Here is a 22,233-nt window from a genome sequence, read left to right as displayed (position 1 = left end):
AACGACGAAAGGATCACGACAGGTCAGAAACGGAAGAACGCGCCCACGCGCAGCGTATCGACCTTCCAGTCCGGCAGCGTCACCTTGCCGATCGTCCCGCCGGTGTCATAGCTGTCGCGGATCGCCTCGACCCGCAGCTTGAACCGGTCCTGAACCGGAACCTCGATACCGATGCCAAAGCTGGTGCCCGACGACTCGCCGCTCAGATCGGCAAAGGGTCCGCGCATCCGCACGGCGCCCGCCGCGACGAAGAACGACACGTCCTGCGTCTTGATCCCGGCAAGCACCCGCAGGCGCGACACCCCGTCGATGTCGGCGCTGCCCGAGGCCGTCCCGGCCTCGACCTCGCCGCCCAGAAAGAAGTTGCCGCTGACCGGATACTGCACGCCGCCGATCACCGACAGCTCGTTGTAGTCGTCGAACCCCGACGGGCTGATCGACCCGGCGCCGACACCCAGACCCAGATAGAACTCCTGCGCCTGGACAGGTGCCAGGGACAACAGGGCAAACGGCGCGGTCGTGCACAGCAGGCGGAGCATCCGATCCTCCAGATTCGCAGGCGATTCGATCATGCGCCTGCGCCCGCATTCCGTCAACGGCAGGCCGGGGCGGGGCGATTCGCCGTTGCAGGTTAACAGGGCGGTGCGCGCGGCCTGTCGGGACGGATGCCATACGCGGGCCATACGCGGGCGGGACGGTCGCGGGACGGGCACGGCCGCCGGAATGCCCCGGTAAATCCAGCGCGCGCAATGGCTTGGCCGCGACAGTCAGCAAAAGGCCCGCCGCACCCCCGTGCAGCGGGCCAGGCCTCGATCCCGCACGGTCAGATGTTCCCGGCCGACATGCGGTTGATGCCCGGATCATGCGTGCCGGGAAAGGGCGGCGGCGGGAAAAGCCGTTCACGATCAATGGCAGGCACCAGCGCGTCGTCAGTGTTGGGCGTGTCGGTCATGCCGGAAACCTGTGTCGGGTGCGGTTGGCGAAGGCGACCAGCGAGAGCATGACGGGCACCTCGACCAGCACACCGACGACGGTCGCCAGAGCCGCACCGGAGTTCAGACCGAAAAGACCGATGGCCACCGCCACCGCAAGCTCGAAGAAGTTCGACGTGCCGATCAGGGCGCAGGGCGCCGCTACCCGGTGCGGCAGCTGCCAGGCGAAGGCCCAGGCATAGCCAAGCGCGAAGATGCCGTAGGACTGGATGAGGATCGGCACGGCGATCAGCCCGATCAGAAGCGGCTGTGCGATGATGACCTGCCCCTGAAAACCGAAGAGAAGCACGACGGTCAGCAAGAGGCCAAGAACCGAACCCGGTTTGATCCGCGCCGTGAAGCCCGAAACCGCCGCGTCCCCGCCGCGTGCCATCAACGCCCGGCGTGTCAGCGCTCCTGCAATCAGCGGGATCACGATGTACAGGACCACCGAAAGGATCAGCGTCTCCCATGGCACGGAAATGTCGGTCACACCCAGCAGGAAGGCCACGATGGGCGCGAAGGCCACGACCATGATCAGGTCGTTCACCGAGACCTGCACCAGCGTGTAGTTCGGATCGCCCTTTGTCAGCTGTGACCAGACGAAGACCATCGCCGTGCAGGGTGCGGCCCCCAGCAGGATCAGCCCCGCGATGTATTCAGGGGCCTTTGCCGGGTCGACCAGCCCTGCGAACAGGTGGTTGAAGAACAGCACGGCCAGCGCGGCCATGGTGAAGGGCTTGATCAGCCAGTTGATCACCAGCGTGATGACCAGCCCCTTCGGTCGCCGTCCGACATCCTTGAGCGAGCCGAGGTCGATGGCGATCATCATCGGATAGACCATCGCCCAGATCAGCACGGCCACCACAAGGTTGACCGAGGCATATTCCAGCCCCGCCAGAACGCCGAACAGGCCGGGCACGAGGTTGCCAAGCACAAGCCCCGCCAGGATGCAAAGCGCGACCCACAGGGTCAGCCAGCGCTCGAACAGGCTCATGCCGTTTCCTTCTTTCCGGGAATGCAGCAGGCCCCGTCCGGCGGAGGGGTGAGCCCCTTGATCAGGTCAGACAGCGGGGCCAATGCAGTCGGGTTGAGCGCATAGCAAATCCGGGCCCCGTCGATCTCGCCCGAGATCACACCTGCGGACTTCAGGATGCGGAGGTGCTCCGACACCGTGGACTGCGCCAGGCCGACGGCCTCCACGATGTCGCCTCCGATGCAGCCGGGAGTAGCCTGAAGCAATCGGAGGATCCGGATCCGCGCCGGATGTGCGAGAGCCTTTGCCAGGGCGGCCGTTGTCGTCTCGTCCGTTGCCATCGGCGCACTTCCCAAGCCGGAAGGATTCCGTATATCGTCGATCTACGATTTCACCCTCCATCAGACAAGAGAGTCCGTGGCGCTTGAGATCGTGGGTGGCGCGGGGGAGACGCGCTCCGGGGGGGAAATGGATGAAAAGCACGCGTCGCGCCGTGCTGATGGGAGCGGCGGCGTCGGCCGCGCCCTTCGTTGCAACTCGAAGCTGGGCCCAAGGCCCGGCACCCTTCAGATTTGCTCTGACACCCGTCTTCCTCGACAACGACGCAGCGGTCATTTCCGCCCTGCGCGCCGCTTTGGCGGAAGGCATGGGCCAGGACATCGAACTCGTCCAGCGACGCACATATCAGGAAATCTCGGGCGCACTTCTCGACGGTTCCGTGGATGCCGCGTGGACATGCGGCTACCCCTATCTTCAGCACGAGGCAAAACTCTCGCTTCTCGGGGTGCCGGTCTGGCGCGGCCGTCCGCTGTACCAGTCCTACCTCATCGTTGACGCGGACGATCCGGCGGGATCACTCGCCGAGCTGAGGGGCGGGACGCATGCCTTCTCCGACCCAGACAGCAACTCGGGTTTCCTTGTCACGGCTTCGGATCTTGCGCGCCTTGGCGAGACAACGGACCGCTTTTTCGCCCGGACGATCTTTGCCTATGGCCACCGCAACGTGGTGCGGGCGGTTGCCGGCGGGTTGACCCGGTCGGGCAGTGTCGACGGCTACGTCTGGGAGGCCCTGAGCGAGACCGAACCTGACCTGGCTGCACAGACGAAGGTCATCGGGCGGTCGGAATGGTTGGGCTTTCCGCCGTTCGTTGCCCGGGCAGACCGTATCGCCGAACCCGGGATCGCTGCCTGCGGCACCGCCCTGCGCGGGCTGAAGGACAGCGCCGTCGGACGGACGGTGCTGCAGCTTCTGTTTCTCGACGGTGTCATTGCGGGCACGCCAACCCTCTTCGACGGCATCGCCGCCCGGATGGCCGAAATGGGGGACGGTTGACTCATGCGGCGCTTCCGCGACCTGCCCATCACCCTGCGCGTGCCGCTGATCATGGCGGCCCTGATGATCGCCCTGGGGCTGGTCGCGAGCTACGGCGTCCTGGCGGCGCTTGGCCGCGTGCAGGATGCGCGCCTGTCCGAAACCGCGCGCCTGCACATGGAAGGCCTGTCCGTGGCGCTCGGGCCTTCCGTCCTGCGGCAGGATGTGTGGGAGGTCTTCGACATTCTCGACCGCGCGGCGGCATCGGGACATCGCCAACGGCTCTTGCTGACCGTCGTCCAGGACGATGCGGGCCGGGTTCTTGCCGCGACGGATCCTCGGCGTGCACCGGTTGGCGCGGATGCTGCGCCTTTCGAGGCGGATGCCGTGCCGGCCGCGTCGGTTCGCATGACGGGCGACGCGATCCTGCGGGTCGTCGAGCCACTTGTCGTGCAGGGCCGGTCCGTCGGGCGTATCGTGACCGAGATGGACGCCAGCGACCTTCTGGCGGAACGCCGGAGCCTCGCGCTCTGGCTGCTGTCCGGAAACGCGCTTGCCACGTTGCTCCTCGCCTTCGCCGGATGGCTGGCCGTCGCGCGTATCCTGCGCCCGGTCGGCCTGCTGGTGCAGGCGATGGACGGAACGCGTGGCGCACCGCAACCCATACCACCCGGCAACATGCCGCACGGCGATCCCGGCATGATCAGGTTGATTGCCGCCTACAACCGGATGACCGGCGCTGTCGAGGCCCGGGCCGAGGCCGAGCGACGGCTGGCCGAGCGGGAGCGCTTCGTCAGCCTCGGGCGGCTGTCGTCCTCGCTTGCGCATGAGGTGAACAACCCCCTCGGCGGCCTTCTGAACGCGGCGGACACGATCCGAACCTATGCCGACAGGCCCGAGGTCGTGCGCCAGTCGGCCGACCTGATGCACCGTGGCCTGGCACACCTGCGGGATGTGACCCGAGCGATGCTCGACCAGAATCGGCTTGACCGCACGGGGGAGCCATTGCGGCCCGAAGACTTCGAGGACCTGAAGCTTTTGTTCGAGCCCGAGGCGCATGGCCGGTCACAGGCTTTGGACTGGGAAGTGGTCGCCCCCGCCGCTTCGCTGGCGATGCAGCCTTCCGCGCCGGTGCGGCAGATCGTGCTGAATCTTCTCCTGAACGCGGGTGCGGCCGCAGGTTACGGCGGGAAGGTCGGCCTGCGTGTTGCCAATGGCGCCGGTCATCTTTCCATTGTCGTTCGGGACACGGGGACCGGCCTCGATCCGGCCATGGAAGCGCGCCTTCTGGGTTCCGGGCCGTTGCCGCCCGGCGGGGGTGTGGGACTGCGTCTGGTTCATGATCTTGTGGCCGGCCTCCAGGGCCAGGTCGCGCATGACCGGGAAGGTGCCGAGACGGTGATCCGGGTCGACCTGCCGCTTCAGGACCCGACCCATGCTTGAGGGCCGCCGCATCGTCCTTGTTGAAGATGACGACATCATGGGAAACTCGCTTGTCCAGCGACTGACGCTGGAGGGGGCCGAGGTTCAGTGGCACCGCCAGATCGCGCGCGCCCTACCTGCAATCCGCACACCTCGGCGCAGCATCGACGGCGTCGTCTGCGACATCCGGTTGCCGGATGGAACCGGCGAGGAGTTGTACGAGACACTCTTGCGCACGCGCCCACCGCCGCCGTTCCTGTTCATCACCGGACAGGGCGGGATCGAACAGGCCGTGCGACTGATCCGGTCCGGGGCGTCCGACTACATCACCAAACCTTTCGACATGGCTTCCTTCCTCAGGCGTCTGGCGCTGGTCATGCAGGCGCGGCCCGATGTTGAAATGCCGCCGCAATCGGGAATCAGCCCGGCGGCAAGAGCGCTCGACCGGCAGATCGACGCCGCTGCCGCGCGAGAAGGTCCGGTATTGATCACGGGCCCGTCAGGCTCGGGCAAGCTGAGGCTGGCCCGCCGGTTGCATGCAGCGTCTGATCGCTGTGCAGCACCGCTTGTCACCCTCGATGTGGCGCAGGAACCAGATGCGGCCGTCGCCATCAGCGCGGCGGCAGAGGAAGCGCGCGACGGAACCCTGGTCGTCGTGGCCATCGACCGATTGCCAGGGCCGGGGCAGGATCGGATGATGACGCTGGCCCGCAAAGGCAGCCCCAGGCTGATCGCGACGGCCGGTCAGGGTATGGGATTTGATCCGTCCGCTCTGCGTGGCGATCTTGGGGCGCTGTTCGGGGCGCATTCGATCGTCGTGCCGCCTCTTGCCGACCGGCCGGACGATGCGGTCTGGCTTGCACACAGACTGTTCCCCGGCCTGAACGCCCGCCGCGATGTGCCACTGGCGGGGATCGCGGCCATGGCGGACGAGGCGATGCGCGGCCATGACTGGCCCGGAAACGGACGCGAAGTGCGGGCACGGCTTGCGCGCGCGGTGGAGATGGCGACGGGTGGGATGATCACCACAGCGGATCTTTTCCCCGAGCGCGCCGAAGCAGAGACGGTGCGACCCTTGGCCGAGGTGCGCGATGCGGCCGAACGTGCCCAGATTGCCGCGGTCCTCGATCGGACGGGAGGGCAGGTTGGCGAGGCTGCGCGGCTCTTGCGCGTCTCGCGCACGACCCTTTGGGAAAAGATGCAGAAACTGGGGCTATGACTGCCCCTTGCCTGTTCGGAAATCCGAACGTCTGAATTTTCGGCACTTTCCGAACGACTTGCCGCAAGGCAGCATCCGCTTCAAATCGCGCCGCGCCCTGCATTGACTGGCTAAACTGGGCCCAATCCGGAAGCCAGGGAGGGCCCCAGCAATGAAATGCTCGAAGCTCGTCGACGTTGGTCGGCGACAGTTCCTGCGCGGCGGCGCGATCAGCGCCGCGGGTGCGGCCGCTGCCACGTTCATCGCCCCTGCGCCCGCGCAGGCGCAGTCGCTCGCGCGGCTCGACTACCCCTCGAACCGGCTGGCGAATCTGTCGGCCCTCAAGGTCAACGAACCGATGGACATCGCCTATCCCGATTCCGACAGCCCCGGTGTGCTGCTGAGGCTGGGAAATCCGGTCCAGGGGGGCGTCGGGCCGGATGGTGACGTCGTCGCCTTCTCGATCCTGTGCCCGCACAAGGGATGGCAGATGTCCTACAACGCCGGGGACAAGACGCTGAACTGCCCCGGCCATTTCAGCCGGTTCGACTGCGAGGCAGGCGGGCAGCAGACCTGGGGCCACGCGACGCAGAACCTGCCGCAGTTCACGCTGCGGGTCGACGCGAACGGCGACATCTTTGCCGAAGGGGTGGACGAGCTGATCTACGGCCGTCTCTCCAACGTGCTGGCATAGGGGGGAAAGGACATGGCCTACAAACGCAACATCGACCGCCTGCCGATCATCCCCGCGGATGCCAAGGTGCACAATGTCACCTGCCACTACTGCATCGTCGGCTGCGGCTACAAGGCGTACACCTGGCCGCTGAACCGCCAGGGGACGCCGCAATCCAACTGGTCGGGCGAGGACCTGAGCAAGCAGCAATTCCAGGAAACCGATGCCTGGTACGCGCCATCCATGTACAATGTGGTCAAGCAGGATGGCCAGAACGTCCACCTCGTGATCAAGCCCGACGTTGACTGCGTGGTGAACGCGGGACTCGGGTCTGTCCGGGGCGCGCGGATGGCCGAGAACCGCCGGTCCGACGTGACGGGCACGCAGCAACAGCGCCTGACCGACCCGCTGGTCTGGCGTTACGGCACCTGGCAGCCGACGACATGGGATGACGCGCTCGACCTCGTTGCGCGCGTGACGGCACGGGTGGTGGACAAGGACAACGAGGACGACCTTTTTGTCTCGATGTTCGACCACGGCGGCAGCGCAGGCGGATACGAGAACACCTGGGGCACCGGCAAGCTTTATTTCGGGTCGATGAAGGTAAAGCACTGCCGCATCCACAACCGTCCGGCCTACAACTCGGAAGTGCACTCCGGCCGAGACATGGGCGTGGACGAGCTGAACTATCAGTATGCCGACTACGAAGTGACCGACACCATCTTCATCGTCGGTGCCAACCCGCTGGAAACACAGACGAACCTGTTCCTGAACCACATGGTTCCGGGAATGCGGAACGGCGCGCGGGTGATCGTGGTCGATCCGCGCCGGTCGGTCACCATCAATGCCTGCGAAGAGGTCGCGGGCGCTGAAAACGTTCTTCACCTCGCCATCAACTCGGGCAGCGACCTCGCGCTCTTCAACGCCCTTTTCACCCACATCGCGGATCAGGGATGGGTGGATCAGGACTTCATCGCGGCGTCGACCTTTGCCGACGGCATTGCCGTGCCCGAGGATGCCGCACACCCCGCCAATCTCGGGTCTTTCGCGGCGGCGCGCGAGGCCTGCAGGATGCGCCTGGCCGACGCGGCCGCGATCACCGGCCTGACCGAGGCCCAGATCGTCCAGGCTGCGGAATGGATCGCCAAGCCCAAGGACGACGGAAGCCGCCGCAAGACGGTGACGGCCTACGAGAAGGGCATCATCTGGGGCAACGACAACTACCGGACCATCGGCGCGCTCTTGAACATCGCGCTCGCCACCGGGAACGTCGGGCGCGAGGGCGGTGGCTGCTGCCGCCTTGGCGGCCACCAGGAAGGCTACTACCGCCCCGGCGACGGCCATGTCGGCCGGCCCGCGCCCTACTTCGATCAGCTGGTCATCGCCGGTCGCGGCAAGGTGCACCACAACTGGGCGACCGACCACTACAAGACCACGCTCAACGCAAGCGCGTTCAAGCGCGAGTACAATCGCCGCACCAACATGGTGAAGGAGGCGATGGATGCGCGGCCGGGCGCGACGCGCGCCGAGATGGTGGACGCGATCGTGGCGGCGATCGAGGCAGGGGGGCTGTTCTCGGTGCATGTGGACATCATCCACACGCAGAACGCGCAGGCCGCGCATGTCATCCTGCCCGCCGTCGAGGCAGGCGAGATGAACCTCACCTCGATGAACGGCGAACGCCGCCTGCGCCTGACCGAGAAGTACATGGACGGTCCCGGCCAGGCGATGCCCGACTGCCTGATCGCCGCGCGGCTCGCCAATCATCTGCAGCGCGTGCTGACCGAGGATGGGCGGACGGACTATGCTGCCCAGTTCACGGGTTTCGACTGGCAGACCGAGGAAGACGCCTTCATGGACGGCTACCACCAGGGCAACCCCGAGGTGACCTACGAGCGTCTGCGCGCGATGGGCACGAACGGCGTTCAGGAACCGGTCACAGGCTTTGCCGACGGCAAGCTGGTCGGCACGCCGCGCCTCTACGAGGACGGCATGTTCACGCGGCACGGACGCGAGGACAAGAAGGCGCTGTTCATGGCCGCAGGCTGGCGCGGGCTCGAGGCGCCGGGCAAGGAACAGCAAAGGGCGAACCACCGCTTCCTGATCAACAACGGACGGTCCAACATCAACTGGCAGAACTGGTTCCTCGACCAGGACAACGACTTTGTCGCAGATCGATTCCCGTTGCCCTACCTTCAGATCAACCCTGAGGATGCCGCAGAACTCGGGCTGAAGAACGGCGACATGGCCGAGGTCTACAACGACGTCGGAGCGACCCAGGCGATGGTCTACATCGAACCGACGGCACGGCGGAACGAAACCTTCATGCTGTTCGGCGCGCCCTCGGGCACGCAGGGCAACGTGATCAACGCCGGGACGAACACGCTGATCCTGCCGAACTACAAGCAGACCTGGGCCAACATCCGCAAGATCGCGGATGCCAGCCCCAAGATGGCGCAGCTCAGCTTCAAGTCGTGGGAGGTTACGCTCTGACGACCGACAACGTGCCGGGGTGCGCCTGCCGCGCGCCCCGGTTCCTGCGAGCGTGAGCATGACATGCAGATTGCCTTTGTGACCCTTGAGGGCCGCGGCCTGATCGACGACTGCCTGAGCGACGCCGTCGCCCGTCTGCAGGCACGCGGGTTGCGGCTGGCGGGCACCGTCCGGGCCCTGCCGGTCAGTCACCACGCCCATCCCTGCGACACCGACATCCGGGTTCTGCCCGACGGTCCGCTGCATCGGATCAGCCAGCCGCTCGGGCAGGGCTCTCGAGGTTGCCGCCTCGACTCCGGAGCGATCGAAGCTGTTGCGGCCGACGTCGAGGCGAGGCTGGCCGGATGCGATGTCCTCGTGGTGAACAAGTTCGGCAAGCAGGAATGTCTCGGCCGCGGCCTGCGACCCGCCATCGTTCGCGCGCTCGACCTCGGCGTCCCCGTCATCGTTGGCGTCAATGGATTGAACCTGCCAGCATTTCTGGAGTTCGTCGACGGGCTGGCGACACCGCTCGAGGCGCGGGCTTCACGGGTTGTCGCCTGGGCCGAAGGCGCGGCGGCGCGCAACCTCGCGATGACAGAAGCGTCGGACTGAAACCAGGCCAGCAATCAGAATGCAGCTTTGTGCATGCCCACCCTATTCGGCGGGGTGCAGGCGCGGCACGGAGGCACTGGCGCGGCCCTGTTCCCGTTCCCGTTCGGCACGGACCTGTGCAGCCAGCCGGTCGAACGGATCGGGGCCTGACAAGGCAGCGCCGCGTCGCGCCGGAAGCATGTCGCGCAGCGAGAACCCGGGGCGGATCGCCAGTGGCCCGGGGGCCCCGCGCCGGGACACGATGACGGGCGGCAGGGCTGGCGCCGGCGGCATCGCGGCGGCAGCCGGGGGCGGTGCGGTCTGCTTATGTTTCACCATGGCCCAGGCCGGCAGGCCCACGGCAGGCGTCGCGACCGGAACGGCAACGGGGGGTGGCGCAACCGCCGGAACCTGCGGGCGCCGCGTCAGTAAGCCCAGCACCCGCAGAACGCGGCGCACCATCAGTACGATGACGACCAGCATGGCGACGAGGGTCAGCAGGATCGGCGCGATCACCGAAACCGCATCGGCCCCGGCATTGCCCCAGAACCCGGCCCATCCGCCCGTGATGTCCGCAAGTTCGAGCGGCTTGCCGGTCGCCCCGAAGTAACCGCTGAAGGCCTTCATCCACGCCCAGGCACCGAGGCCCACCGTGACGACGGCGATGCCCAGCAGCCGCCGCACCCAGGGCAGCGGCCTTGCGACAGCCGCCTTCGGCGCGGCAGGGGCCGGGGCTGCCGTCGCGGTGCGTCTGCCACCCAGCAGCCGCTTGACACCGATCAGCCCGAACAGCCCGGCGAAGCCGAAGATGATCATCGGCAGGTCGCCGCTGTCGCGGGGCGCGGCGGCGAGTGTGCCGGCCCGTCCGTTCACGAAGGGCTCCACGAAGAAGAACTCCGGCGCGACCGTCAGGCCCTGTTCGCGCATCGCCTTCCTGGCGTGGCTCGCCTCGCCAGGCCGGGCCACGAGGCCGCCGATCTCGACCACCGGCCCCTTGGCGGCAAAGCCGACGGAACTGCCGATCAGATAGGTTGCCACCCGTTCCAGATCATCGGGGTCGATCACGATCCCGGCCCGCGCCACCATGGTGCCGGCGTCGGCCTCGGGATCCATCAGGACGTAGAGCAGGCTTTCGCCCGTGGTGATACCGTTGGTCTTGCGCACCAGCCGCACGTTGTGGTCGGTCGCCAGCGTCGCGCGAATCCGCAGTTCCACCGGCAGCTTCCCGGCCGAGCCGGGGCTGAAGGCCCCCACATTGACCGCAGCCGGCGGTTCGGCCGCCTGCAACGCCTGCCGCGCGGCCAGAAGGGCGGCCTGGTCCTGCTGGACCGACAGACCGAACCATGTCAGGGCCGCCGCAACGGCGAACTGGATCACGAACGGGCCGCCAAAGACGAACCGGAACACATACCCCACGATGCACCTCTGCGCAGTTGTCCGTGCCAGCGTTGCGCGCGGATCGTGGCCGGACTGGGGCTGCCCGATGGCATTCCGGGGCATGAAAGAACACAGGGCCGCCCGTGGCGGGCGGCCCTGCAAGAGGTGGATCGCGTTTTCGGGCGCGAAGCCCTTACGCGATGATTTTCGAGACGACGCCTGCGCCGACGGTGCGGCCGCCTTCGCGGATGGCGAAGCGCAGCTTTTCCTCCATGGCGATCGGGGCGATCAGTTCGACCTCGAACTTCAGGTTGTCGCCCGGCATCACCATCTCGGTGCCTTCCGGCAGCTGCACCGTCCCGGTCACGTCCGTCGTGCGGAAGTAGAACTGCGGGCGGTAGTTGGCGAAGAACGGCGTGTGGCGCCCGCCCTCTTCCTTGGTCAGGATGTAGGCCTCGGCCTCGAACTTGGTGTGCGGCTTCACCGAGCCGGGCTTGCACAGCACCTGGCCACGCTCCACGCCCTCGCGGTCGATCCCGCGCAGGAGCGCGCCGATGTTGTCGCCCGCCTCGCCCCGGTCCAGAAGCTTGCGGAACATCTCGACCCCGGTGCAGACCGACTTCTTCGTCGGGCGGATGCCCACGATCTCGACCTCGTCGCCGACGTTGATCACGCCACGCTCCACCCGGCCGGTCACCACCGTGCCGCGGCCCGAGATCGAGAACACGTCCTCGATCGGCATCAGGAACGGCTGGTCCACCGCACGCGCCGGCGTCGGGATGTAGTCGTCCACCGCCTTCATCAGCGCCCGGATCGAATCCTCGCCGATGTCCTTGCGCTCGCCGATCATCGCCTGGTGCGCCGAGCCCTTGATGATCGGGATGTCGTCGCCGGGATAGTCGTAGGACGACAGGAGCTCGCGCACCTCCATCTCGACCAGTTCCAGCAGTTCCTCGTCATCCACGAGGTCGATCTTGTTCAGATAGACCACCATGTAGGGAATGCCCACCTGCCGGCCCAGCAGGATGTGCTCGCGCGTCTGCGGCATCGGGCCGTCCGACGCCGCGCAGACCAGGATCGCGCCGTCCATCTGCGCCGCGCCGGTGATCATGTTCTTCACATAGTCCGCGTGGCCGGGGCAGTCGACGTGCGCGTAGTGGCGCGCATCCGTCTCGTATTCCACATGCGCCGTCGAGATCGTGATCCCCCGCGCACGCTCTTCCGGCGCGCCGTCGATCTGGTCATAGGCCCGGAACTCGCCGAAATACTTCGTGATCGCAGCCGTCAGCGTCGTCTTCCCATGGTCAACGTGACCAATGGTCCCGATGTTCACATGCGGTTTGTTCCGTTCAAACTTTGCCTTACCCATGGGGCACGCCTCGTGTGGTTGGGGGGCCTCCGCCGTGGTCGGATGCGACCGGCGCGCGGGCCCTCATTGCGACGCGGCGCACTTAGCCGCCGGACGAAGGAAAATCAAGCGGGCGAAGGGCCGCGCGGCGGGTTATTCCACCTCGGCCGAGGTGTCGCGGGGGCCCGGGGGCAGACCGAACCATTCCGGATTGGCCAGCAGGTATTCCTCGATCCGCCGCACCGCCACGAAGGCCAGGCTTTCCATCTGTTCCTCCTTCGTCTTGGTCAGGCCGGAGCCGACGATGGTGCCACCCGAGGTTTCCTCGAACGCGGTGATCTGGTGGCCCTTCCGGTCCTCGTTCAGCATCTCGCCCTTCGCATCGTCGAAGACCGCCACCGTTGCGACGAGGATCGACTTCGGCGAGGCCACGATCGGCACGCCGGGCGGGGCCAGGGCATAGCCGTCCACGGTCACGCCGATGTTGTAGAACCTGTCGCCCTCGTAGCGGCCGAACCGGTCCCTGAGCGCCTTGTCCAGTGCCGCCTGCCACTCCTCGCCCGTGGCCTCGCGCGAGATCGGAACCTTCTGCATGTTGTCGGTCACGACCACGGCCAGTCCCAGGCGGAAATCGCCAAGGTTCGCCGGCGGGTCGTTCAGGTCATCGCGCGCGCAGCCGGTCACCAGCGTCAGCCCCAGCACGGCAACCAATAGACGGAATGCGATCATGGTGTCCTTCCCGGATGTCACTACCGGGGGATAGCCCGCCCGGCCCCCCGGCGCAACCGCCGCACCCCGGCATGGCTGGCCGGACGGCGCCGGGATGCCTATATCCGGCGCTGATGTCCGAGGTCGCGACCATGCTGTCCACCGAACTGCCCGCCGCAAGCCTGCCGGTCCGCGTTCCGCTGACGACCACGCCGCTGGGCGTGATCGGATCGTTCAGGGCCGGACGCCGCAACGTGCTGGAACTGATTCCCGAGATCGCCACCCGCGCGCCCATGCTGTCGGGCCGCACGGTCAAGCGCTGGCACATGGTCATGGCGCCCGAGGCGCTGCGCCGCATCCTGCGCGAGAACGTCGACAACTATCCGAAGTCGGTGGTGACCAAGCTGATCCTCGAACCCGCCATCGGCGACAGCCTGTTCGTTGCGGAAGGCGCCGAATGGATGTGGCAGCGACGCACCGCCGCGCCGGTGTTCAGCCACCGCAACGTCGCGGCACTGGGCCCGGTGATGACTGCGGCCGCCGAACGCGCGGCCGAGCGGATCGGGCGTGCCACGGGCCGCGCCGCCGACCTGTATGACGAGATGGTGGCCACGACATTCGAGGTGATCTCGGATGTCACGCTGTCCGGCGATCCGGCAGGCGGGTTCGACCGGAGCGCGGTGCATCGCGCGATCGAACACTACATCGCCCAGACCGCGCGGGTGTCGCTGCTCGACATCATCGGCGCGCCGCCCTGGGTGCCGCGCCCGGGACGCATGGTTGCCGGATCGGCGATGCGGCAGATGAAGCGCGTGGCCGATGCGGCCATCGACCGACGGCGGGCGGAAGGCGGGCGACCGGTCCCCGATCTGCTCGACCTGCTGATGGCGGGCGAGGATCCGAAGTCCGGCCGACGCATGACCACCGCGGAACTGCGCGACAATCTTCTGACCTTCATCGTTGCAGGGCACGAGACGACTGCCCTGACACTGGCCTGGGCGCTGTATCTGTGCGCCTTCGACGGAGACGTTCAGGCAGAGGCGCGGGCCGAGGCGCAGGCGGTGCTTGGCGGGCGCGCGGCAACTGCCGCCGACGTGTCGGCGCTGCCGCTGATCCGCCGGATCGTGGACGAGACGCTGCGGATGTATCCGCCCGCGGCTTTCCTGTCGCGCACCGCGCGGGCAGCCGACACGCTGATGGGTCGCGACATCCTGCCCGGCGACACGGTGATCCTGCCGATCTATGCGCTGCACCGTCACCACAGGCTCTGGCCCGATCCGGACCGTTTCGATCCGTCGCGCTTTGCCGACCCCAAGGCCATCGACCGTTTCGCCTGGCTGCCCTTCGGCGACGGGCCGCGGGTCTGCATCGGCGCCAACTTCGCGGTGCAGGAGGCGGTGATCATCCTGGCCACGCTTCTGTCGCGGTTCCGGTTCTCGCTGGTGCCCGGCAAGGCGCCGAAGCCGGTGATGATCCTGACGCTTCGGCCGGAGGGCGGCGTGTGGCTGAAGGTGGAGCGGGCCTGACGCGACCCCGCCGCAAGGGCGGGCCCTGAACCGTCGCGCGCCGGCAAGGCATGCGCAGGGCGGGCACGCCGCGGTGCCAGTTCTGTCCGGATGCGGGCGGATGCTCAGCGCAGGCGCACCCGCACCCGCACACGGGCAGACCGGCCATCGGCATCGATGACCGACAGGGTCACGAATCCTTCTCCAGGCGCCTCGATCATGGTCTCGCGCGATGCAAGGCCGACGGCGACCGGCGACCCGTCCGCCAGCCAGGTGAACGGCGCACGCCCGCCGCGCACCCGCAGCATCAGTCCCTCGGGCAGGAGTTCCACCTCGGTTCCGTCGCGGGGGAAGGCGACGGCGGGTGCATCGGGATCGGGCGAGAACACCGCGTCGCGCGGCCGGAAGCGGCGCAGCGGCGCCGGCAACTGCGCATTCGACACCAGCAGCGTTGACGCAGGGGGTTGCGGCAGCGGGTCAAGACCGGGTTTCACCCGCTGAAACGTCTGGAACAGCACCGGTGCGGCAAGATCGCCACCGAACACCCCCGGTACCGGCGTGCCATCCGCCCGCCCCATCCAGACACCCGCCACGTGCCGCCCGTCAAAGCCGACCGCCCAGGCGTCGCGGTGGCCATAGCTCGTGCCGGTCTTGTAGGCGAGGCGGTTTGCGGGTGCCCCCGGTGGTGGTGGCAGCCCCGACAGGATGTCGGCCACCTGCCAGGCGGCCACGGCGCTGAGCACCCTGGCGCCCTCGGCGCCAACCTCGCCCGTGTGCAGGGGACGTGCCACACCGCCGCGCGCGATCGCTGCATAGACACTGGTCAGATCCTCGAGACTGATCCCGACACCCCCGAGCGCCACCGCAAGACCGGGCGCACCACCTGGAAGGCGCGGTGCGGCACCTGCCTGGCGCATCGCCGCCATCAGCCGCGCAGCGCCCATCGCATCGGTCAGCGCGACCACCGGCACATTCAGCGATTGCTGCAGCGCCTCGCGCACCCGGATCGTGCCGCGGAACATCCGGTCGAAGTTCTGCGGCGCGTAACCTGCAAAATCGGTCGGACGGTCGTCGATCATCGTTTCGGGATGCGCGAGGCCCTGATCGAAGGCCAGGCCATAGACCAGCGGCTTCAGTGTGGACCCGGGGCTGCGCAGGGCGCGCGTCATGTCGACGAACCCGGCCCGCGCATCCGCCTGATAGGCCGCCGACCCGACCGAGGCGAGAATCTCGCCCGACCTGTGGTCGGCCACCAGAATTGCAACCTGCATCGCCGCGCCCTGCCCGACCAGCACCTCGGCGGCCAGCTGCTCCAGCCGCGCCTGCAGCCCGGCGTCAAGCGTCGTGCGGTGGAGAGGCCGGTCAGGGTGCGCCAGGCGCAGCCGGTCCGCCAGGTGCGGCGCCAGCGCGGGCACGGCGCGGCGCGCGGTAGGCACGGCCTCCCGCCCGGCGGCAAGGGCGGCCTCGGCGGTGATCAGCCCGGCGGCAACCGCCCGGTCAAGCACGCGCGCCCGGGCAGCCTCGGCCACGACCGCGTGGCGATCGGGGCGGCGTGCGACCGGCGCCTGCGGCAGGGCGACCATCAGCGCCGCCTCGGCGGGCGTGAGGCGGCGGGGCTCCTTGCCGAACCAGGCGAGCGTCGCGGCCCGCAACCCCTCGACGTTGCCGCCATAGGGCGCAAGGTGCAGATACAGTGACAGTATCTGATCCTTGGTCAATTGCCGCTCAAGCGCGAGCGCCAGGCGCACCTGCCGCAGCTTGCCCCGCCAGGCGCCGGTTCCGCTGTCCTCCAGCAGCCGCGCGACCTGCATCGTCAGCGTCGACCCGCCCGACACCACGCGACCGGCGCGCAGCGATTGCCACACGGCGCGGCCGATCGCCCGCAGGTCGACACCCCCGTGGTCGCGGAACCGCCGGTCCTCATAGGCAAGCAGCATCGCCACAAAGGCCGGATCGACAGTGCCCGGCTCCACCGCCATCCGCCACCGACCGTCGGCCACCGTGTAGGCACGCAGCAGCCGCCCGTCGCGCGCGGTCACCTCGACCGAGGTTTCCACGCCCAGAGGCGGCAGCACCGTCGCATCGACCCAGGCGTCCCCGGCATCGCGCGCACCGGCGCCGACCCACAGGGCAAGGGCCAGGCCGAACAGGGCGCGATGGCCATGCATCACTCGGTCACGGTCACCCGGCCCGTTTCGCTGCGGGCGCGGAAGTCGGGTCGATACATGTCCTCGACCGAGGCCGCAGGGTGGTGGAACCCACCCGGCGACACCGCCCGCACCAGATAGGCCAGCCTGAAGGCCGAACCGTCATAGCGGTCGATGGCGGTCAGGAAGCGATCCTGCCGGAACTCCGAATGCGCCACCTCCTGCGCCGTGTCCAACCAGTCGAGCGCGCCGACCTGTCCGCCTGTCAGCAGGTTGGGATTGTCGATCTCGAACCCGGCGGGCAGCGGGTCGGACACCATCAGACGGGCCTCTCCCGGGCCGAAGGGCGTGACCTGCAACACGACGGCCAACCGGGTTCCGGCCCTGACCCCTGTGGTCAGGTCAACCGGTTCTCCCGCCAGCGTGTAATAGCGGCGCGTGATGTCATAGCCGTTGCCACCGGCAGGTTCAGGTTCGGTCGGCACGCCAAAGGCCGTGACGGTCAGCACCTGCGACCGCCCCGAGGTATTCGTGACGACCACGGGCGGATTGCCTGCACCTTCGACAAGCCGGACAACGGGGCCCTCGGCAGGTGCGCCGTTCAGCGTGATCCCCGCCGCGCCCGGGGCATCGAGCATCGCGTGGCTGGCGAGCAGCATCCACACGGCCTCCTGCGTCGACAGGTTCGTGCGACCCGACAGACGCGAGACCAAGACCTCGCGGTCCACTGCCTGCGATCCGGATTCCAGCGCCAACGCCAGCACCGCCGCCGTGTCGCGCACGACGGTGCCATAGTCGGCGCGGTAGATCTGCGCTTCGTCGCGCAGTGGCAGCGTGTCGGCGGCGCGGCGGAACATCGCGTCGGCCCGCTGCTGGTCGCCATAGGCGGCCAGTGCCGCACCCAGCTGCGCCTTTGCCAGCGGGGTCGAGAAGGCATCGGCCTTCACATCGGCGTAATAGCGCAGGTCGCCGATCGCCGCCGCGCCCTCACGCGCCAGAACCATCAGGGCATAGGCCAGGGCCTCGCCGCCACTGTCGAAATCAGGCGCGGTGTTCACCTGGTTCCGCAGGTTGTCGAGTGCCATCCGGAACGCCGTATCGGGCACGGCATGGCCGGAACTGCGGGCACGGCTGAGGAAGTCGGTGACATAGGCGTCCAGCCAGAAATCACCCCCGACAGGCCGCCAGAGGCCAAACCCGCCTTCCGCGGTCTGGTTCAGCAGCACCTCGTCGACCGCCTGCGAGATACGGGTTCCGATCTGGTCGGCCCCTTTCAGGCGCATCGCCTGCGCGACCTGATCGTAGTAGATCAGCGGCAGCGCGCGCGAGGTGATCTGTTCGGTACAGCCATAGGGATACCGGTCAAGCGCCGCCAGCAGGCCCGGCACGTTCATGCGCGCGATCGGACCCACCGCCATGGTGGCGACTGCCGTGGCCGGGTACAGCCCGGCAAGGGCATTGTCATCGAAGGTAAAGCTTGCCCCCGCGGCAAGGTCGAAACGGCTGATCCGTGCGACTTCGGGGTCGTTGGCGCGCACCGCCATGGCCAGATCCTTGGTCAACACGCGGCCATCCGGCGTGGTCAGCGCAACGCGCATCGTCTGCACGCCCGCCGCGCCGGCCCGCACGGGCACGGAAAGTACGGCCTTCCCGCCGTCGGCAAGGTCTACGCCCGAGGGAACGGCGCCCACCGTCACGCCCGGAGACGTGATGTCCAGCCCCATCCGCCCGGCGGGGCCGGCGGCATGAACGATTTCGAGCAGCAGTCGACTGTCATCGCCCGGCGCCATGAAGCGCGGCAGCGTGGCGGTCACCACCACCGGGTCGCGCACCAGCACATCCGCCGATGCCTGCCCCACGCCCCTGGCGGACCATACCACCGCCATCACCCTTACCGTTCCGTTGAACGCGGGCAGGTCGAAGGTCGCACGCGCATAGCCGTCGGTGCCCACTTCCACCGGACCGGAGAAATAGGCGACCAGCTCCTCGGTTGGTGGGTCGGCCTGCAACCTGGCCTGTGCCCCGGCATCGCCGCCGGATCGCACCTGGCCCTCGGCCCCGTTCAGCCCGTCGATCAGGCGGCCATAGACATCCCGGATGCCCACGCCCAGACGGCGCTGGCCGAAGTAGTGATCCGAGGGATCGGGCGCCTTGAAGCCGGTCAGATTCAGGATGCCCACGTCAACCGCCGCGATCGTGGCCCATGCGGTATCGCCCGGGGCGATCCCGTCCACCCTGACCGCAACCTCCAGCGGGCCGCGTGGATCGGCCTCGGCCGCCGTCTCGACCGTGGCAGCCAGGCGACGAGCGCCCGGATCGACCGTTGCATGGGCAAGGCCCAGGGTTCGCGCCGGATTGCGTCCGGCTGCCACGTCCATCGGCCGGATGACCGAGGCGGTGACATAGGCACCGGCGCCCCAATCCTCGGTGACGGTCAGCGGAATGACATTCTCGCCCTCTGCCACCTCTACCGCCTGCAACGACACAAGGCGGTTCGACAGGACCGAGATCAGCGCCGTCCCCGCCGCCCGCGGCACGATGCGCAGCATTGCGGTTTCGCCCGGACGGTAAGCGGGCTTGTCCAGCCCGAGCTCAAGCGTATCGGGCGTCGTGGTGACATCGGCGGGCGCGTACCAGCCCGCGTAGAATGTCGTCGAGGTGGCGGCGCGTCCCTCTTTGGCCACAACCGCCAGTTCGTACTCGCCCCAGGTCACGGCCGCGCCCACCTCGACGGGATCGGCGCCTGTGGTCAGCTGGCCCCGTGCGATGCGGGTGCGCCGCGTGACCGGTTCCCAGTACCACGAGCCATAGTCCTGATACCACTGGTAGCGCGTCTCGATCCGCGTCAGTTCCCAGGTCGCCGCGATCGCCGACGGGCCTTCATCAGGCCCGACGCCGATCACCGCAAATCGGGCCTGCCCGCCTTCGGGCACGACATCATCGAACAACGGTCGCACCCCGATCATCGGGGCCGCGGGCGCAAGGGCCCGCGTCAACTGCCGTTCCACGGGGCGACCCGACCCTTCGGCCACACGCACCGTCACCCGCGCCTCGAGCGGACGACCGGGGTCGTCTGCCTGCGGCAGCGACACGGTGAACGCGGCGCGGCCCGTCTCATCCGTCCGCTCGCCGCCGAAACCGTCGAGGAACGGGCCGAACCGCTCGTCGTGCCGGCCGAACACATAGCCGGGCCAGCGGGCCAGCCCATCCGCGCTGCGCAGCAGAACCTCTCCCTCGATCGCCAGATTGGCAGCGGGAGCGCCGAACAGGTAGCGGGCGCTTACCGCGACCTCGGGCTGATCGCCCAGTTGGACGACATCGGGCAGAGCAATGTCGAAGTCTATCCGCTCGGGCAGGAAATCCTCGACAAGGAACGTGGTCGACCGCAGCGGCGCCGCGGATGTATCGGCCAGCAACTCAAGCCGCCAGACGCCCCGCGGCGCACCGGCAGAAATCGGCTGGCTGAAGACATAGCCGCCACCCAGATCGTTGACCACGGCACGGGAATGTTCCACCCCGTCGGGCCGTTTCCACACGGCCGTCAGTGGCAGGCCCGCGACCGCCTCGGCGCGGCTGTCGCGCGCAAGAGCGGTGGCATGGACCGTCTCGCCGGCACGATAGGCACCGCGTTCGGTCGTCAGGAACACATCCACCGGCGGTGCGGCCTCGCGGCCAGCGACACCGCGGTCCGAGAGATCGAACTCGGGATCCGTCAGCGACAGGAAGGCCAGGTCGCCCTCGCCCTCGCGCGCGACAATCATGGCGGGCGCAGCGGCGCCGTTGCCGCGTGTCAGGCCCGGAGCGAACCGGGCGACCCCCTGGTCATCCGTGACGCCGGTGCCGAGCACCGCGTTCGCGCGGCTCAGAAGCTCGATCGTCACGCCGGGCTTGGCCGCCGCCGTGCCCAGCGACCGGACCGCGACGGTCAGGCCGTCGGCGCCCGAAAATGTCGTCAGGCCAAGGTCGGACACCACAAACCACTGCCACGCCGGAGCGCTGTCATAGTCCTGACGGCCCGACAGGCCGGCCTTGAGCGCGTAGATGCCCGCAGGCCGCCCCTGCAGCGCCGCAGCCATCGGCAGCCGGGTGGTCATGTCGCGATTGACCTCCATCGCCACCGTGGCGCCGCCCTTCCACACCGGTTCACCGATGCGGACGGCGAAATCGTCCTCGCGCCAGTATTCCATCGGCGTGCCGAAGTAATCGCCCTGTATGGCCCGCAGGATGTTGCGGTCGGATACCGCGTAGAGCGTCAGGTCAAGCGCCGTCGCGTTCACGGTCTCGACCGGAACCGCTGCATCAGGCCCTTTGGGCAGCACATAGGCGCGCCCGCCAAAGCGGACGGCGGGGCTGCGATCACGCACATAGGCGGTGATCGTGACCGGCTTCGCCAGCACCTGACCGTCACCGGCAGGCAGGCCCGAACGGAAGGTGACGCTGATCCGCTGGCCGTGAACCAGACCCTCGACGCAAAGCTGCCGGTCACCGCTGGCCTGCACCGAAAGGCCCGCGTCGGGAAGCTGCACGAACGGGGCATAGTCGACACCCTTCGCCAGATCCTCGGTGAAGGTCGCGCAGAGTTGCGGTTCGGCGCTGTCGGCCTGCACCTGGTTCTCGGATATGCGGAAGCCGTACTTTGCGATGGCCGCATCCAGTGCCGCCCCGGTGTCGTCGCGCGGCTGCAGATCCTGAGCCAGGCGCAGCGCCTGCACTGTGTCGCGTCCTCGACCCGCCTGTTCCAGTGCTTCGCCCATCGTCACCAGAATCGTGTGCCGAAGTGCCGCGTTCTCTGCCCGCAGATAGGCGTTGATCGATGCCGATACCGCACGTTCGCGAAGCGTGGCGGCATTCCGGCTGTCACGCGCGGCTGCGACCAGCGACAGCCGCGCATACTCTGCCCAGCCAGCGGCCGAGTCCGTCAGGTTCAGCGCCGCCCCGGTGAAGGCCAGCGCATTGGCGGGATTGCCTGCCCGTTCTGCGGCGGCGGCAGAGGCCATGTGCTCCTCGGCGCTCGCGGCGCCGGTGATGTGTCGGCCGCCGAGTGAACCAGCCTGTGCGCGTGCAGCAGCAATGTCACCGCCGCGCAGGAACGCCAGTTCCCCGCGCCGGGTGGCGGCGCGCTGCAGCGTGCCGGACGGTGCCGACAGTACCCGGGCCGAATAGGCCCCCTGATACAGTGCTGGCGCACCCGGCCCGGCCTTCAGGAAACAGGCGCCGAAACGCGAGTTGAAGGTAAAGGCCTCGCAGCGCGCCGTCGCAAGGCACGCGGTCTCGCAGGACTGCAGCGTCACATCCCGTTGCGTGGCGAAATCGCCACCGGGCAGGTCGGTATTCTCGGAATAGACCATGCGCCGTTCCGGGATCAGGTCGTCCGCGACCGCACCCGCCGGCACCAGGACCGGTCCTGCAAGAGCCAGCATCAGGGCAAGAACACGCATTGAAACCTCCTGCGGCGAATGCCCGGAAGGTGGCACGCGGGGGGGCGCGCTGGCAAGGATTCGGGCACAGACGTGGGCGTTAACCCGCGCTT

15 protein-coding genes are annotated in these 22,233 nt (G+C 68.1%); 7 read left to right on the top strand and 8 right to left on the bottom strand.

Features of this window, described 5'->3' with window-relative positions; genetic code table 11:
• Positions 1 to 23: 23 nt before the first annotated feature.
• The 3 genes from KF887_05075 to KF887_05065 all read right to left on the bottom strand — a co-directional run bounded on the left by KF887_05075 (position 24) and on the right by KF887_05065 (position 2,288).
• Positions 24 to 539 (bottom strand): outer membrane beta-barrel protein, encoded by a 516-nt coding sequence (locus tag KF887_05075; GenBank protein QYK42495.1) that lies wholly within the window; start codon positions 537 to 539, stop codon positions 24 to 26.
• A 409-nt stretch (positions 540 to 948) separates the two neighbouring features.
• Positions 949 to 1,968, bottom strand: coding sequence for an ACR3 family arsenite efflux transporter (arsB, locus tag KF887_05070; GenBank protein QYK42494.1), 1,020 nt, complete (start codon positions 1,966 to 1,968; stop codon positions 949 to 951).
• Positions 1,965 to 2,288 carry a winged helix-turn-helix transcriptional regulator gene (locus tag KF887_05065; protein QYK42493.1) on the bottom strand — a complete coding sequence of 108 codons (324 nt, stop codon included), beginning with the start codon at positions 2,286 to 2,288 and terminating at the stop codon, positions 1,965 to 1,967. Before KF887_05065 ends, arsB begins: the two co-directional genes overlap by 4 nt.
• Before the next feature lie 131 nt (positions 2,289 to 2,419).
• On the opposite strand from KF887_05065, the gene KF887_05060 reads away from it, so the two are divergent.
• The 6 genes from KF887_05060 (at position 2,420) to KF887_05035 (ending at position 9,639) form a co-directional block, all read left to right on the top strand.
• On the top strand, positions 2,420 to 3,280 hold the full coding sequence (locus KF887_05060; GenBank protein ID QYK42492.1) for a PhnD/SsuA/transferrin family substrate-binding protein: 861 nt from the start codon (positions 2,420 to 2,422) through the stop codon (positions 3,278 to 3,280).
• Positions 3,281 to 3,283: 3 nt separating this feature from the next.
• Complete coding sequence (locus KF887_05055) at positions 3,284 to 4,702, top strand: HAMP domain-containing histidine kinase (GenBank protein ID QYK42491.1); 1,419 nt, start codon at positions 3,284 to 3,286, stop codon at positions 4,700 to 4,702.
• Entirely contained in the window at positions 4,695 to 5,900 is a 1,206-nt protein-coding gene (locus tag KF887_05050) for a sigma-54-dependent Fis family transcriptional regulator (protein QYK42490.1), read from the top strand. The genes KF887_05055 and KF887_05050 overlap by 8 nt, the downstream gene beginning before the upstream one ends.
• 151 nt (positions 5,901 to 6,051) lie before the next feature.
• On the top strand, positions 6,052 to 6,573 hold the full coding sequence (locus tag KF887_05045; GenBank protein ID QYK42489.1) for an arsenate reductase (azurin) small subunit: 522 nt from the start codon (positions 6,052 to 6,054) through the stop codon (positions 6,571 to 6,573).
• A gap of 12 nt (positions 6,574 to 6,585) precedes the next feature.
• Positions 6,586 to 9,045 carry an arsenate reductase (azurin) large subunit gene (locus tag KF887_05040; protein ID QYK42488.1) on the top strand — a complete coding sequence of 820 codons (2,460 nt, stop codon included), beginning with the start codon at positions 6,586 to 6,588 and terminating at the stop codon, positions 9,043 to 9,045.
• A gap of 63 nt (positions 9,046 to 9,108) precedes the next feature.
• On the top strand, positions 9,109 to 9,639 hold the full coding sequence (locus KF887_05035) for a DUF2478 domain-containing protein (GenBank protein ID QYK42487.1): 531 nt from the start codon (positions 9,109 to 9,111) through the stop codon (positions 9,637 to 9,639).
• Between the two features lie 42 nt (positions 9,640 to 9,681).
• Here the strand turns inward: KF887_05035 and KF887_05030 are convergent, their stop codons facing one another.
• The 3 genes from KF887_05030 to KF887_05020 all read right to left on the bottom strand — a co-directional run bounded on the left by KF887_05030 (position 9,682) and on the right by KF887_05020 (position 13,072).
• On the bottom strand, positions 9,682 to 11,034 hold the full coding sequence (locus KF887_05030) for a hypothetical protein (protein QYK42486.1): 1,353 nt from the start codon (positions 11,032 to 11,034) through the stop codon (positions 9,682 to 9,684).
• A 154-nt stretch (positions 11,035 to 11,188) separates the two neighbouring features.
• The gene (gene tuf, locus KF887_05025) at positions 11,189 to 12,364 is read right to left on the bottom strand and encodes an elongation factor Tu (protein QYK42485.1); all 1,176 of its coding nucleotides are present in this window, start codon (positions 12,362 to 12,364) and stop codon (positions 11,189 to 11,191) included.
• Between the two features lie 132 nt (positions 12,365 to 12,496).
• A complete protein-coding gene (locus KF887_05020) occupies positions 12,497 to 13,072 on the bottom strand; it encodes a hypothetical protein (GenBank protein ID QYK42484.1) in 576 nt (191 codons plus the stop codon).
• 131 nt (positions 13,073 to 13,203) lie between these two features.
• On the opposite strand from KF887_05020, the gene KF887_05015 reads away from it, so the two are divergent.
• Positions 13,204 to 14,577: a cytochrome P450 gene (locus tag KF887_05015; protein QYK43442.1), complete on the top strand. Its 1,374-nt coding sequence runs from the start codon at positions 13,204 to 13,206 to the stop codon at positions 14,575 to 14,577.
• A gap of 104 nt (positions 14,578 to 14,681) precedes the next feature.
• Here the strand turns inward: KF887_05015 and pbpC are convergent, their stop codons facing one another.
• On the bottom strand, positions 14,682 to 16,724 hold the full coding sequence (gene pbpC / locus KF887_05010; GenBank protein ID QYK42483.1) for a penicillin-binding protein 1C: 2,043 nt from the start codon (positions 16,722 to 16,724) through the stop codon (positions 14,682 to 14,684).
• The gene (locus KF887_05005) at positions 16,724 to 22,141 is read right to left on the bottom strand and encodes an alpha-2-macroglobulin family protein (GenBank protein ID QYK42482.1); all 5,418 of its coding nucleotides are present in this window, start codon (positions 22,139 to 22,141) and stop codon (positions 16,724 to 16,726) included. Before KF887_05005 ends, pbpC begins: the two co-directional genes overlap by 1 nt.
• Positions 22,142 to 22,233: the final 92 nt, after the last annotated feature.

The sequence above is a fragment of the Paracoccaceae bacterium genome (assembly GCA_019454225.1).
Classification (GTDB): Bacteria; Pseudomonadota; Alphaproteobacteria; order Rhodobacterales; family Rhodobacteraceae.
This window is presented reverse-complemented; position numbering and strand designations above follow the sequence as displayed.

Bases quoted from the DNA above. Each gene is read 5' to 3' on its own strand.
- KF887_05075 (QYK42495.1), bottom strand. From the start codon at position 539: ATGCTCCGCCTGCTGTGCACGACCGCGCCGTTTGCCCTGTTGTCCCTG.
- arsB (QYK42494.1), bottom strand. From the start codon at position 1,968: ATGAGCCTGTTCGAGCGCTGGCTGACCCTGTGGGTCGCGCTTTGCATC.
- KF887_05065 (QYK42493.1), bottom strand. From the start codon at position 2,288: ATGGCAACGGACGAGACGACAACGGCCGCCCTGGCAAAGGCTCTCGCA.
- KF887_05060 (QYK42492.1), top strand. From the start codon at position 2,420: ATGAAAAGCACGCGTCGCGCCGTGCTGATGGGAGCGGCGGCGTCGGCC.
- KF887_05055 (QYK42491.1), top strand. From the start codon at position 3,284: ATGCGGCGCTTCCGCGACCTGCCCATCACCCTGCGCGTGCCGCTGATC.
- KF887_05050 (QYK42490.1), top strand. From the start codon at position 4,695: ATGCTTGAGGGCCGCCGCATCGTCCTTGTTGAAGATGACGACATCATG.
- KF887_05045 (QYK42489.1), top strand. From the start codon at position 6,052: ATGAAATGCTCGAAGCTCGTCGACGTTGGTCGGCGACAGTTCCTGCGC.
- KF887_05040 (QYK42488.1), top strand. From the start codon at position 6,586: ATGGCCTACAAACGCAACATCGACCGCCTGCCGATCATCCCCGCGGAT.
- KF887_05035 (QYK42487.1), top strand. From the start codon at position 9,109: ATGCAGATTGCCTTTGTGACCCTTGAGGGCCGCGGCCTGATCGACGAC.
- tuf (QYK42485.1), bottom strand. From the start codon at position 12,364: ATGGGTAAGGCAAAGTTTGAACGGAACAAACCGCATGTGAACATCGGG.
- KF887_05020 (QYK42484.1), bottom strand. From the start codon at position 13,072: ATGATCGCATTCCGTCTATTGGTTGCCGTGCTGGGGCTGACGCTGGTG.
- KF887_05015 (QYK43442.1), top strand. From the start codon at position 13,204: ATGCTGTCCACCGAACTGCCCGCCGCAAGCCTGCCGGTCCGCGTTCCG.
- pbpC (QYK42483.1), bottom strand. From the start codon at position 16,724: ATGCATGGCCATCGCGCCCTGTTCGGCCTGGCCCTTGCCCTGTGGGTC.
- KF887_05005 (QYK42482.1), bottom strand. From the start codon at position 22,141: ATGCGTGTTCTTGCCCTGATGCTGGCTCTTGCAGGACCGGTCCTGGTG.